The 13,602-nt window shown below is 65.1% G+C and carries 9 protein-coding genes; 2 read left to right on the forward strand and 7 right to left on the reverse strand.

From position 1 onward, the window contains the following. Nucleotides 1-175: 175 nt before the first annotated feature. Nucleotides 176-2,122, reverse strand: a complete 1,947-nt coding sequence (locus tag AC1AYP_RS05720; protein WP_476547093.1) for an FAD-dependent oxidoreductase — start codon at nt 2,120-2,122, stop codon at nt 176-178. A gap of 64 nt (nt 2,123-2,186) precedes the next feature. Continuing rightward, a complete protein-coding gene (ahpC, locus tag AC1AYP_RS05725) occupies nt 2,187-2,750 on the reverse strand; it encodes an alkyl hydroperoxide reductase subunit C (protein WP_476512595.1) in 564 nt (187 codons plus the stop codon). An 872-nt stretch (nt 2,751-3,622) separates the two neighbouring features. Here ahpC and AC1AYP_RS05730 point away from each other — a divergent pair. Together AC1AYP_RS05730 and AC1AYP_RS05735 are read left to right on the forward strand one after the other, a co-directional pair. Then, a complete protein-coding gene (locus AC1AYP_RS05730) occupies nt 3,623-4,267 on the forward strand; it encodes a carbonic anhydrase (RefSeq protein WP_476547166.1) in 645 nt (214 codons plus the stop codon). Between the two features lie 207 nt (nt 4,268-4,474). After that, a complete protein-coding gene (locus tag AC1AYP_RS05735; protein WP_476547095.1) occupies nt 4,475-7,225 on the forward strand; it encodes an FHA domain-containing protein in 2,751 nt (916 codons plus the stop codon). A 144-nt stretch (nt 7,226-7,369) separates the two neighbouring features. On the opposite strand, the gene AC1AYP_RS05740 is transcribed toward AC1AYP_RS05735, so the two are convergent. From AC1AYP_RS05740 to AC1AYP_RS05760, 5 genes are all read right to left on the reverse strand, one after another. Further along, entirely contained in the window at nt 7,370-8,506 is a 1,137-nt protein-coding gene (locus AC1AYP_RS05740) for an ATP-binding protein (RefSeq protein WP_034525585.1), read from the reverse strand. Nucleotides 8,507-8,838: 332 nt separating this feature from the next. Continuing rightward, complete coding sequence (locus tag AC1AYP_RS05745; RefSeq protein WP_034525589.1) at nt 8,839-9,990, reverse strand: glycoside hydrolase family 172 protein; 1,152 nt, start codon at nt 9,988-9,990, stop codon at nt 8,839-8,841. A gap of 122 nt (nt 9,991-10,112) precedes the next feature. After that, entirely contained in the window at nt 10,113-10,991 is an 879-nt protein-coding gene (locus AC1AYP_RS05750) for a carbohydrate ABC transporter permease (protein ID WP_034525592.1), read from the reverse strand. A gap of 78 nt (nt 10,992-11,069) precedes the next feature. Then, entirely contained in the window at nt 11,070-12,011 is a 942-nt protein-coding gene (locus AC1AYP_RS05755) for a carbohydrate ABC transporter permease (RefSeq protein WP_034525595.1), read from the reverse strand. A 228-nt stretch (nt 12,012-12,239) separates the two neighbouring features. Then, nucleotides 12,240-13,544 carry an ABC transporter substrate-binding protein gene (locus AC1AYP_RS05760; protein WP_034525599.1) on the reverse strand — a complete coding sequence of 435 codons (1,305 nt, stop codon included), beginning with the start codon at nt 13,542-13,544 and terminating at the stop codon, nt 12,240-12,242. Nucleotides 13,545-13,602: the final 58 nt, after the last annotated feature.

The following is a 13,602-nucleotide window of genomic DNA, read 5'->3' on the forward strand; positions in this document are numbered from 1 at the left end:
GGGTCTCCGGTTCACGATTTCGACACGCAAAGAATTGTGAACCGGAGTTTTGTTCGTTTGCACATGACAAAGCCCGGAATCATGCCGAAAACCGATTCCGGGCTTGTGCGGTTATGGGCGGGTCCGGTTCACGATTCCCGGACGGCGGAAATCGTGAACCGGAGGCTGAAAGCCGTCAGGCGCCCAGCAGGTCGAGCATCTGGGCGATGTTCTTCTTGCCGAACTCGACCTTCTGCTCGCCGCCCTTGTCGATGACGATGCAGGGCACGCTCATCGCGCCGTACTGGTCGCGCAGCTCCGGGAAGTGCGAGACGTCGTAGGCCTCGGCACGCACGAGCGGGTTCAGCGAGGCGATGCGCTGCGAGGCGAGCACCGTCTCCGGGCACATCGTGCAGGTGAGCGACACGAGGATCATCACGTCGGTCAGCGCATCGATCGCCGCGGCACGCGCCTTGAGGTCGTCGTCGAGCGGCTGGCCGGGGCCGGCCGCGTTGTACAGGCCCAGCACGAACGAGTTGAACTCGTGGCCGGACGGCACGCCATGGAAGGCGAGACCGGTGAAAACAAGTTTTCCGTCACCGGCCACGCAGATGCGCACGGCCGGACGGGCGACCGGCATCACGCCGGCCGGGTCGAACTCGGCGCGCCCCGAATCGTCGAGCGTGCCGTACACCGGCAGCACGGCACCGTCACCGGAACCATCACCGGAACCGCCCGCCGAAGCGACGATCTCCAACGGCTCGCCGACGACCAGACCGGTCAGCGCCGACGCGCCGTCCACCGCCGTGACGAGACCCGCGGCGTCCACGGCCACCGAATTCAGCTTGCCGCCGGACAGCGCGACCATCTCACCCACGAATCCCTGCAATTCCGCGGAAAGCGGGGTGTCGTCGAGTTCCAGCGCCAACGTGACCGGACGCGCCATGCGACCGAACACGACACCGAGCTGCTGCTTGATCGCGGCGGAGAACAGCTCGCCCGGCTTGCGCTGCGACGCGGCCTTCGCGGCGGCCGCGTCGGCGCTGCGCTTGACGGGCGCGGGCGCGGGCGACGTGCCGGCGGCACCGGCACCCGACGCGGCCGACGTAGCCGCGGCGGCCTCCGCCTTCTCGTAGGCGGAGGCGGTCGGCCGCGGCGGGACGAGGCCAGTCCGCTCGCTCGCCGACTTCGCGTACCGTTCCAGCTCGACGGCCGCGATCGCGCCGTCGGCGGTCGCGGTGACCACCTGACGCAGGTTCTTCACACGCAGATCGCCGGCCGCGTACACGCCCGGCACGGACGTTTCGAGATAATCGTGCGTGACGACGTAGCCGTGATCGTCGAGCTCGACGACGCCCCTCACCAGATCGGTGGCGGGCACGTAGCCGGCAAACACGAACACGCCGAACGTGCCGCCGTCGGCCGGTTTCCACGTTTCAGTCTCGCCGGAGTCGCGGTCGGCGATCGTCGCCTCGCGCAGGCCACCCTGACCGGCGGTGACGCCCTTCAATTCGACGCCGTAGCGCACGTCGATCTTCGGATTGTTCTTCGCCTCGGCGGCGACCGACGCGTCGCAGGTGAAATCGTCCTCGCGCACGAGCACGGTGACCTTGCTCGCGTACTTCGTGAGGAACACGGACTCCTCGGCCGCGGCGAACCCGCCGCCGACCACGAGCACCTCCTTGCCGGTGAAGAACTCGCCGTCGCAGGTGGCGCAGTAGGCGACGCCACGGCCCGCATACTCACGCTCGCCCTCGAAGCCGAGCTTGCGCGGGGAGGCGCCGGTGGCGATGAGGATGCCGAAGGTCTTCAGGTCGCCGCGCGTGGTGTGCACGGTCTTGACGTCGCCCTCGACGTCGAGGCCGGTCGCTTCGGCGGAGAGGAATTCGGCGCCGAAATCCTTCGCCTGGCTCTTCATGGTCTGGGTGAGCGCGCGGCCGGTCGTGCGGCCCACACCCGGATAGTTCACGACCTCGTTGGTGATGGTGATCTGGCCGCCGAAATCGTCCTTCTCGAGCACGAGCACGCGATATCGGGCGCGCGCGAGGTACAGGCCGGCGGTGAGGCCGGCCGGGCCGCCGCCGATGACGACGACGTCGTAGAGGTCGTTCCGGGTGGATTGTTGCGATGATTGTTGCTTCATGAAAGCTCCTTACAGACACAATGAGCCCCCTCTGTCGAGGGAGCTCAGCATTGTCATGATTCGATCACAGCTGGCCGACGAGGTCGAGGCTCGGCTCGATGGTCTCCTCGCCCGGGGTCCAGTTGGCCGGGCAGACCTGATCGCCATGCTCGGAGACGAACTGGGAGGCCTGGACACGGCGCAGCAGCTCGTCGGCGTTGCGGCCCACGTTGGAGGAGGTGACCTCGTAGGCCACGACGCGCCCTTCCGGGTTCACGATGAAGTCGCCGCGCTCGGCCATGCCGTCGGCCTCGTTGTAGGTGTCGAGGTCGCGGGCGAGCAGGGCGGTCGGGTCGGCGAGCATCGGGTACTGGATCTTCGCGATCTTCTCGCTGGCGTCGTGCCACGCCTTGTGCACGAAGTGGGTGTCGCAGGACACGGAGTAGATCTCGCAGCCGATCTTCTTGAACTCGTCGTACTTGTTGGCGAGATCCTCAAGCTCGGTCGGGCACACGAAGGTGAAGTCGGCCGGGTAGAAGAAGAACACGGACCAGTGGCCGAGCACGTCGTCCTTGGTCACTTCCTTGAACTCGCCGTTCTGGAAGGCCTGGACCTTGAAGTCGGTGATTTCATGCTGCAGAAGAGTCATCATCGTTCCTTTCCGTATTCGCACCCGGCCCGCGCGTGATTCGCGCGGCACCGGTACGCCATGCGCGCTATGTGCAACCTCCCCCATCGTATCCCGGAACACCCCGCACCAGACCCACGGCTCGCGCAGAGCGATGTATGAACAACATCACACCGGGGCGAGAATGTGAGGGATAGGTGAGTAAGGCGGGGAAGAGGGCTCGGTTGGGGAACAACGAGCACGGGGACAATACAGGTCGGTCCGGGTGGATACGGGGAGGCGAAACGATGAAGACGGATTCGGCACGAAGTTGGCGCAAGCCTGCATGGTTTCGACCTCAACCTGCACGGTTCGGCATGGAAAGTGCATGATTCAGCCCCCTACCTGCATGATTCCGACCCGAACCTGCATGATTCCACCTGCAACCTGTGGACATACCCCGGCAAGAGCCCCCGCCTCCAGGCTTCCGCATCCACCGAAAACCTTGGTTTTCCAATACGTGCCATTCCAAAGCGCGGCGGCTCTTCAGGCCCACACCATGCAGGTTCGCGTCTACTTCCTACAGGTTCGCTCGTCAACCATGCAGGTACGCCCCTCGGTTATGCAGGTTCACCCCTCGGTCATGCAGGTTCACCCCTCAACCGTGCAGGTTCCTCCCCTCTTCTCTCCGCTCCCCTCCCACCCGCGCACAAGCCTTTCGGCCCGCGCACCTTCTACACTGGAATCCGGCGGATCGTGGCCGCGATCCGCAACGCACACTCCGAGGAGCGCACATGTCCGAGCAATACGAGCCGTATGAGCAGTACGAAGCATTCAGCGAACCATCCGAACCGTCCGAACCGTTCGAATCCCACGACACCCCCGAGGCGAAGGCGAACGCCGCGTGGAGCCGTCTGCTGCAGGGCAACCGCCGCTTCGCCGAAGGCACGGCCCAGCATCCGTGGCAGGACCGCGAGACCCGCGAACGCCTGCTCGACGGTCAGCATCCGGACGCGGCCGTGCTCTCCTGCTCCGATTCGCGCGTGCCTCCGGAGATCATCTTCGACCAAGGTCTCGGCGACCTGTTCGACATCCGCACGGCCGGCGAGGTGCTCGACGACGCGGTCATCGCCTCGCTCGAATACGCGGTCGAACACTTGGGCGTAAGCCTCATCGTCGTGCTCGGCCACGAGGGCTGCGGCGCGGTGAAGGCGGCCGTGGACGGCGTCGCCGAACTCGCGAATCGTTTCGACGACTGCGGCTGCTTCGACGTGCCGGAGGGCGCGGCCCGCGACGAGGCGCACGCCGACCATCTGGAGGCGATGCTCGCCGCGCAGGATTCGCCGATCGTGCGCGAAGTGGGCGCGTCGGTCGCGCAGGCGATGGACGCCGATCTGGAGGATGCCGCCGATTTCGAACGCGCGCACGTGGCCCGCACGATCGAGCTGCTGGCCGACGACAGCGAGATGATCCGTCTTGCACTGGCCGAGGGACGTCTGATAATCGCCGGCGCCCGCTATGTGATGCACGACGGCCTGGTCGAAGTGCTGTCGTTCTAGCCGCCCGCGCGCTCCGCCGTCGCCCCGGGCGCGTCGCCGTTTGGCGGACATGCCCGGCACGCGTGAAACGCGGCCGGAGTACATTGTGATAGACATCGCGGCCACGTGCGACGCATCGTCACATGACGCATCGTCGCGCAACGCCGCCGAGAAGAAGATTCCCCAGGACCACCGAGAGACACCTGTCAGAGAGAAGAAGTCACGGCCATGCCTTTGCCCTCACTCACCGTATACGTCGGTTCCGTCGGCCACGCCATCAATCCCACGCGCGCGTCGGTCATCGGACGCGCCGCCGATTGCGACGTGATCGTCGGCGACCCGCACGTCTCCCATCATCACGCCCGACTCACGCCGACCGCCGACGGCTGGCTGCTGGAGGATCTGGGCAGCGCGAACGGCCTGTCGGTCAACGGCGTGCGCGTCACGCAGATCCTGATCGCCAACACGACGACGGTGATGCTGGCGGAGAACGTCGGCATCATCTGCGCGGTGGCGCCGCAGGCCGCGACACCGCAGGCCGCGCAGGTCCCGCAGACACCCGTTGCACCGCGTTCCGCAGCGACGGCACCCGCGGCACCGACCGCCCCCGCGCCGGTCTCCCAGCCGTCCCGCCCCGCACAGTCAGCGCGACCGACGCCGCCGGTACGCCCGACACCGCCGAGCAACGCCGCCGTCCCGCCGTCTGCCCCGGCGGCACCCGCGGCACCCGCGGCACCCGTTCCGGCACAGCGTCAGCCGGTGCCGCCGCAACGCCCTGCGGCACCGACGCGCCCCGCGGCCCCCGCGGCACCGACCGCTCCCGCGCAGCCCACATCCCGCGGTTCCGCGTTCCCCGGCATCGCGAAATCCCTGCCGACGCCGCCCACGCCCGGCAGCCCGTCCGCGCCGACGCCGGGCGCGAACATCCCCGAACCGTCCTCCCCGACCGGCCTCTACGGCACGGTTATGGCGGGCAGCACGCAGGCGCAACGACTCGAATCGCAACTGAAACCGTCGCGCGTGCTCGGCGATTTCGACCCGAAACGCGACCAGAACGGCGTGATCGGCCGCATCTCCTCCTGCACGATCCGCGTGAACGACTTCCTCGTCTCCCGCAAACACTGCGCGCTCGAGGCGACGCCGAACGGCATCCTCCTGACCGATCTCAACTCGGCGAACGGCACGTATGTGAACGGCCGCCGCGTCGCCAAGATCTGGTTGGAGGAAGGCGACGTGGTCACGGTCGGCAACACCGATCTGACCGTGCACGAGGGCGTATTGCAGGACCGCGCGCCGCTCGGCGGCACCGACGCGGTCATCGCGGAGAACATCGGACTGACCGTCGGCAAGGGCGTGCGCCTGCTCGACGGCATCGACGCCGTGTTCGCGAAGGGCACGCTCACCGCCGTGATCGGACCGTCCGGCGCCGGCAAGTCGACGTTCACGTCGATCGTCGCCGGCCTCAACTCCCCCACCGAAGGCCACGTGCTGTTCGACGGCTACGACGTGCACCAGAACATCGAACTGCTGCGCAGCCGTATCGGCTTCGTGCCGCAGGACGACGTCGTGCACCGCAAGCTCACCGTCGACGCGGCGCTCGAATACGCGGCGAAACTGCGTCTGCCCGGATCGTCGAAGTCGGAACGCGCCGAGATCATCGACAACGTGCTCGCCGAACTGGAGCTCACGGAACGCCGCCACAACCGCATCGACCGGCTGTCCGGCGGCCAGCGCAAACGCGTGTCCACCGCGATCGAGCTGCTCACCGGGCCGGAACTGCTCATCCTCGACGAGCCGACATCCGGCCTCGACCCGTCGCTCGACCAGACGGTGATGAAGATGCTGCGCCAGCTCGCCGACGCGGGGCGCGTCGTGCTCGTCGTCACCCATTCGCTCACCTACGTGGAGAAGTACTGCGACAACGTGCTCATGCTCGCGCCCGGCGGCCATCCCGCGTTCTTCGGCACACCGGCGGAGATGCGTCAGGCGTTCGGCGACAAGGATTGGGCGGACATCTTCAACGACGTGACCGAATCGCCGACGCAGGTGTATTCGATCCGCGACACGCATCAGCGCACGATCGAGGCGCGCAAGCAGGTCAAGCAACATACGAGCCATGAGAAACCGGCGAAGGTGTTCCGGTTGAAGCAGATGGCCACGCTGGTCACGCGCCAGCTGCATCTCATCGTCGCCGATCCGGGACTACTGGTCTTCCTGCTGTTGCTGCCGCTGCTGCTCGGCCTGCTCTCGCTCGTCGTGCCCGGCTCGCACGGATTGGGCGAGCCGGACTTCAAGGATGCGGCCACCGAGCCGAGCCAGCTGCTCGCGCTCGTGATCCTCGGCGCGTGCTTCATGGGTTCGGCGCTGTCGGTGCGCGACATCGTCTCCGAACGCGCGATCTACGACCGTGAACGTGCGGTGGGATTGTCACCGAGCTCGTACACGCTGTCGAAGCTCATCGTGATGGCGTTGCAGACGCTGCTGCAGGCGGCGATCCTCACGGCGGCGGTGAGCATCGGCAAGCCGCGGCCGGAGAGCGGCGTGATCACCGATTCGGGCGTGCCCGAGCTGGTGCTCGTCGTGTGGCTGACCGCGTGGGCGTCGGCGATGCTCGGCGAGGTGGGTTCGGCGCTCGTCAAATCGGGCGAGCAGACGATGCCGCTGCTCGTGATCCTCGTGATGGCGCAGCTCGTGTTCTCCGGCGGCATGATCCCGGTGACCGACCGTGACGGCCTCGAACAGGCCTCGATGGTGTTCCCGGGCCGTTGGGGCTTCTCGGCGGCCGCGGCGGACATCGGCCTCAACAAGCTGCTGTACGGCCCGACCAAGGTGCCGACGTTCAAGAAGGACGACCTGTGGAAGAACACGCCGGACCAGTTCTGGTTCGACATCGCGATCCTCGTGGTGATGGTGGTCGTGTTCACGATCGTGCTGCGCGTGCTCGTCAGCAACGTCGTCGCCAAGATGCGCCGCCGGTAGCGAAACATGACGCATGACGCGGCTGCGGGTCGGTGGATGACGCGTGACGCCCCATCCATCGACCCGCGTCGTCCGCGAGTGCGCACGCGCACGCTGCTGGTATGATTCGTCGTCCTCCGGAAACCGATCTCACCGCCATCGATATCATCGGACAGCGAGATATTCGCCGAGATGCGGTACGGCGAATTCGACCTTTCCATGGCCCGCCGAACGAATCAGCTTGTCCTTGATGAGTATCGCACGATACTTGCCAACCCAGCTCCGGCTTCGATGTACCCTCTGCGCGATGTCGGAGACACGCGTGGGTTCGGGCGCGTCCTGAGCCATGGCGTTCAGGAACAGCCGCTCCGCCTCGGAGGTTCCGTCCAGCGCGGGGGCGCAGACGGCATCGTCGAAGGCGAGCAATGCGTCCTTCACGCCTGAGTCCACATCATGCGCGGTGATGGCGTCCGATCCCCGGCGTTCCGCGGATTGCCACATGTAGTAACCGATTAGCTGCACCATGTACGGATAACCGTCGGATTGCTGCGCGGCGCAAAGCGCATCCTCCTCACTGATGGTTTTGCCGGAATCGGCGACGGTCTCCAAGAACGCGTTTTTCACATCCACAAGCGGCACGTTATCGAGTTCACGCCTCAATGCACGGCGCAGGAATGTGGTCACCTCGTTGTCAAGCAGTTCGTTGACCATATACGGCAATCCCGCGAAGACTATCGCCACGCCTTTTTTGTCGGCGTCCGGGATATCGCTTTCATCGGCGTCGGCGATGACATGCTGTATCGCCGTCGCTATGGCGACCACGTCGCCATGGGAAGCGGCCTGGGTCTCATCGATGGTGATGAGGACCCCCTTCCCCTTACCGATTTTCCGGCTTCCCAAACGGGTGTTGATGGCATTGCGCAACGTCAGCGGATTGGCCACAGCGGAGAGATGCGCCTGCCCCAAACTTGCGGTGGCCACACCGGGTATGCCGATGGACGGACTGATTGTGGCTTGGTCGAACCGTATTCCCGTCGGGGAGAGCGTCTGCACCAGCCGCGAGACCAGTCCTTCGGATGCGGTTTCCCCTATGGTCTCCCAATGTTGGGCTCTGGCGATACGGCGGAACTCGGTGAGCATGACGGTTTTGCCGAACCCGCGTTGTCCGGTGATCAGCATGATGCGTCCGGGAGCCCCGGCACCATTCGCCAAGGCCTCCGAAAAATCCTCGATGATGGATTGGCGTCCGATGAGAATCGGCGGCATCTTACCGGCCGTGGGCTTGAACGGGTTGACCGCCATGCGACTCCTCCCCCTGCAATCGTCAGGTGCGCTCCGAAAGACTGGAGGGCACCTTGAACATCAAATCACACCGTTATGCACCAATGTACACGAATGTACACCATTATATACCGATGTACACCGATGTACACCACAGCACGCCGATGCAGTCCGCCAGCATTACCCACCAGCACAGCCTGCGCCACACCCCGCCGATGATGCCGCCGTCACCCCGCCGTCCACCCCGGAACGACCTTGCGGTCCGCACGCCGTTTCATATGAAACAAAACAGTGCACGGACCGCAAGGAGGAAGGGAAGAGGAAAAAGGGGAAGAGAAAACGGGAGAGGTCCGTCACCGCGGCCGGCGGAACGCGCGGTCCCCGATAGGCGGGAACGGCTTGTGCGGCTCGGCCTGATACCAGTAGGCGACGGTGGCCACGTCGTCCTGCCGTTCGAAGTTGCCCGCCTCCTCGGTGCCGATCTGCTGCCATTCGACGCGAAGGTTCTTCTCGAAGTACATCGGATCGGGCAGATGCCAGCGGTACAGCCCGCGCGTCACCGGCGTGGCGGTGTCCCAGTAGCGGCTTTCGCGCCCGGCGAGGTTCTGCGAGTAGAACGGGAATCCGAGGTAGGGGCCGGTGAACGTCTTCTCGTACATGCGGCCGTTCTCGTCGAAGTCGGCGAAACTCCAGGCGCCGCCGAAGTAGTCCTCGGCGCCGGTGCTGCACCACGTGGGGTATTCACCGTCGTCGTCGATGTAGAACTTGAACTCGCCTTCGCCCCACCAGCGGCTTTCCAGCGCGGTGAGCGCCAGGTACGTGCCGACGTACGTTCCGTGGCCCTCGACGCCGTCGAGCACGACGTAGTCGCGGCCGAGTTCGGTGACGCGCTCGCGGCGCCATTGCGCATGGAAGCGCATCGCGTCGGCGGGCAACGCGTCGTATTCGGTGTAGTCGATCTGGTAGAAGAACGCGGGCACGTCCTCGTTGTGGTCGCTGCGCAGCACGATACGCGCATGCTCGAACGGCATCGAGAAGTAGCAGTTGAAGCCGCGGTTCGGGTTCACCATGACGGGGATCGAGTTGATGGTGCACGACTGCGCGTGGCCGCAGCAGAAGAAGTCGCCGATCGGGCACTGCACCGAGGGCGTCTCCTCGCCGTCCCAGTAGAACTCGAGGATGAGGTTGCGCAGCACGTCCGGTCCGGTGGGGGAGGTCTTGTCGGTCACGGTCATCCAGATGTGGCGGATGACGCCCGGCCCGTCGACGTCCATCAGAGTGACGGATTCGCCGGCCTTCACCGTGCGGATGCAGGGGCTGCCCTTGCGCGAGGGGCCGAGGGCGCTGGCGGCCGTGGCGGCCTGCCCTTTGCCGCCGTGCGGGTTTTCGGCGTTGATGCATCGCGTGCGGCCCTGGGACCGCATGGTCACGGCGTCAAGCGCGCCCTGACCGAATCCGAGGCTCGCCCCGAGGTCTGCGGCGGGATTCCCGTTTGCGTTGAACATGGTCGTTCACTTCCTTCCGTAAGGCGCCGCGTCCCGCCCCGTGCGCCGCGTTGCGCGTATTCCCAGGCAGATCACGGAACGGGACGTGGCGTATGTTGGTGTGTTGCTGTTTGGATGATGCGTCACTTCACGGCGCCGGCGGTGATGCCCTGCGAAAGCTTGCGCTGGAAGATGATGAAGAAGATGATGGTCGGGACGATGCTGAGCAGCGAGGCGGACGCCAGGGTGGTGGCCTCCATCGTGTGCTGGCCCTGCAGCGTGGCGAGCGCCAGCGGGATGGTCTGCACGTCGTCGCCCATGAGGAACGCCATCGGGATCATGTACTCATTCCAGGTCCACACGAAGAAGAACACGAACAGCACGCTGATGGTCGGCCAGGAGATCGGCAGCACCACCTTGCGCAGCACCTGCCAGCGGGAGGCGCCGTCGATGGCGGCCGCCTCGAGGATGGCCTGTGGGAACGTGCCGTACACGCTGGAAAGCAGGTAGGTGCCGTACGCGCTCTGGATGATGGTGAAGATGATGATGATCGCGAGCCTGGTGTTGTACAGGCCTGCGGCCTTGAACATCGTGTACAGCGGGTAGAGGAGCGCCTCCTGCGGCATCATGTTCGCGAGCATGATGGCGAGCACGATCCACGTGTTGCCCTTGACCTTGCCGATGCCCAGCGCGAAGGAGTTGAGCACGGAAAGCACCACGGCGGCGACGGCCACCACGAGCGAGATGATCAGGGAGTTGAGGAACTTCAGCGGGAACTTGGTGGTGGTCCAGAAGGATACGATGCCTTCCATCGTGAAGGTCTTCGGCAGGCTCAACGGGCCGGTGGCGTTGTAGTCGGCCTGCGTCTTGAATGCGTTGACGGTGAGCACCAGCAGCGGGAACAGCACGATGAGCGCGGCGACGATAAGCAGGACCAGCGTCACCCAGTCCCCTGCGGAGCGTACGTGCTGCGTTTTGCGGGATGCCCTTTTTGCCGCGGCGGCGGTCATTGATTGCGTCATGGTTCAACCCTCGGTTTCAGTCGTTTCGATCGTTCGATCGTTTCGGTATGTCGTTTCGGTGCGCGGTCGGCGCGGATGTCAGACCAGGTTCTTCTCGACGCGCTTCTGGATGATGGTGAACACCACGGAGAAGACGATGATCACGGCGGTCAGCGCGGTGGAGATGGCGGCGCCGTAGCCGACCTGCTGCACCTGGAAGAACTGGTTGTACGAGTAGTAGGACGGCACGGTGGTCGCGGTGCCTGGGCCGCCCTTGGTGAGCAGGTAGACCGGCGCGAAGGTCTTCAGCGCACCGATGGTGGCGGTGAGGATGACCACGAGCAGTTCGGGGATGATGGACGGCAGGGTGACGACGCGGAACTTCTGCCACCAGTTGGCGCCGTCGAGGCTGGCGGCCTCGTACAGTTCCGGGTCGACGCGCTGCAGGCCGGACATGAAGATGACGATCGGGTAGCCGAGCTGGATCCACACGAGGATGAACATGAGCACGGGCAGGGCGCTGTCGGGGCTGCCAAGCCAGTTGTGGGTCAGGGAGCCGAGTCCGACCTGTTCGAGGAGCGCGTTGACGGCGCCGTCCTCCGGGCGGAAGATCCAGCCCATGATGATTGCGGCGACGGCGACCGGCAACAGCTGCGGCAGGTAGAACAGGGCTCGCAGGAAGGACGCGGTCTTGCCGCCGAACTTCTTCTGGATGACGTCGGTGAGCAGGGAGGAGATGAACAGGCCGAGGATGGTCGGGATGACCACGATGGCCACGATGATCCAGAACGAGTTGAGGAAGGAGATCCAGAACGTGGAATCCTTGAAGAGGCGCTGCCAGTTCTGCAGTCCGATGAACCGGACCGGGCCGACGCCGCGCCAGCGGGTGAAGCTCAGGTAGATGTTCCAGACGAACGGGACGATGACGATGATGGTCAGGCCCAGGATGCCGGGGATGAGGTAGGGCACGAATCGTGAGGATTTGTTGCCGGGAAGTCGTGACAGCGATTCGTGATGAGCATGCTTGCGGTTGCCTGCCATTGCTCTCTACTCCTTATGTGCGATAACGATATGCGGTCGATGCGGTGACGACGACGTTGAGGCGCGGTGTCTTGGTGGATGCGAATGGAATGGACGGGGGAGAGAAGGAGCGGCGGGGTGCGGGAAGGGGCGCACGCACCCCGCCACGGGTGGTCCGGCCGATGGGCTGGACTGGCCGATGGGTCCGGACGTCCGGACCGGATAAGGACCGGACGTCCGGGCTTGGACTCAGTTGGCGAAGCCCATCTCCTCGACGCCGGAGTCGTACTTGGAGTGGATGTCCTTGAGCACGGCGGAGGCGTCCTTGGTGCCGTTCACGAGCTCCTGGAAGGAGGCCGGGATGGCGTCGGTGAGGCTGGAGGCGGCGTAGTCGGGGTAGTAGCTGAGCTTGCTCTTGCTGGCGTAGGAGTCGTACTCCTCGATCATGGCCTTGCTCTTCTCGTCGGTGATCTTGTCGGGGTCGGCGGCGACGGGGATGCCGCCGGCGTTGCCGAGGAAGTTCTGGACGTCATCGGAGAGCACGTAGTTGATGAACTTGGCGGCGAGGTCCTTGTGCTTGGAGCGCTCGGGGATGACCAGCAGGTTGCCTGCGCAGCCGACGGCGTACTCGGAGTCGGGCATGACGGCGGCGGTCCAGTCGAAGTTCTTGATCTGCTTGGCGAAACGGCCCTGGTTCCAGGTGCCGGTCTGGTAGATCGGGTACTCGCCCTTGATGAACGCCTGGGTGGTGTCCTCGGCCTTCATGCCGGTCGCGTTCTTGGAGATGAAGCCCTTGTCGAGCCAGTCGCTGATGGTGCTGGTGGCGCCGGTGAGGGTCTTAGAGTTCCAGTTCACGTCGCCCTTGTACAGGTGCCAGGCGTCCATGAACTTGGCGTCGGCGTTCTTGGAGACCAGCTGCCACCACAGCCACATGACGCCGTATTCCTGGGCGTCGGCGGCGATCGGGGTCACGCCGGCGTCGACGAACTTCTGGCAGGCGTCGACGAACTCGTCGTAGGTGGTCGGGATCTCGATGCCGTACTTGGCGAACAGGTCCTTGTTGTAGTAGACGCGCTGGAACTCGGCGTAGCTGGACATGCCGTACCAGGTGTCGCCGCCCATGATGCCGTTCTCGTCGTACTTGGCGGTTTCGGCGTTGGAGCCTGTGACCTTCTTGTCCCAGCCGTACTGGTCGACGTAGTCGCCGAGGTCGGTGAGCAGGCCCATGGTGGAGAGCACGCCGGCGGAACCGTTGCCGCGGTTGGATTCCATGAGGTCGGGGGCCTCGTCGGAGTTGAGGAACTGGCTGCCGTTCTGCGCGATCTGGGTGAAGGACTTGCGCTCGAACTTGATGGTGACGCCGGTCTCCTTCTTGAACATTTCGGCGGCCTTCTTCCACGCCTGGGTCTGGCCGGCGCCCTCCTCCTCGTAGTACCAGAAGGACAGGCTGTCCGGGGTGCCCTCGTCCTGCGCGGTGTCGCTGCCGCACGCCGCCAGCGCGGTCACGGACATGGCCGCCACGGCCAGTGCTGCGAGGCCTCGTTTGATGTTCATGGGATTCTCCTTTTCCTTTGGTTATTGCTTGCGCAACAGCTGCATCTCGTAATCGAAT

The sequence above is a fragment of the Bifidobacterium sp. LH_424 genome (assembly GCF_056356895.1).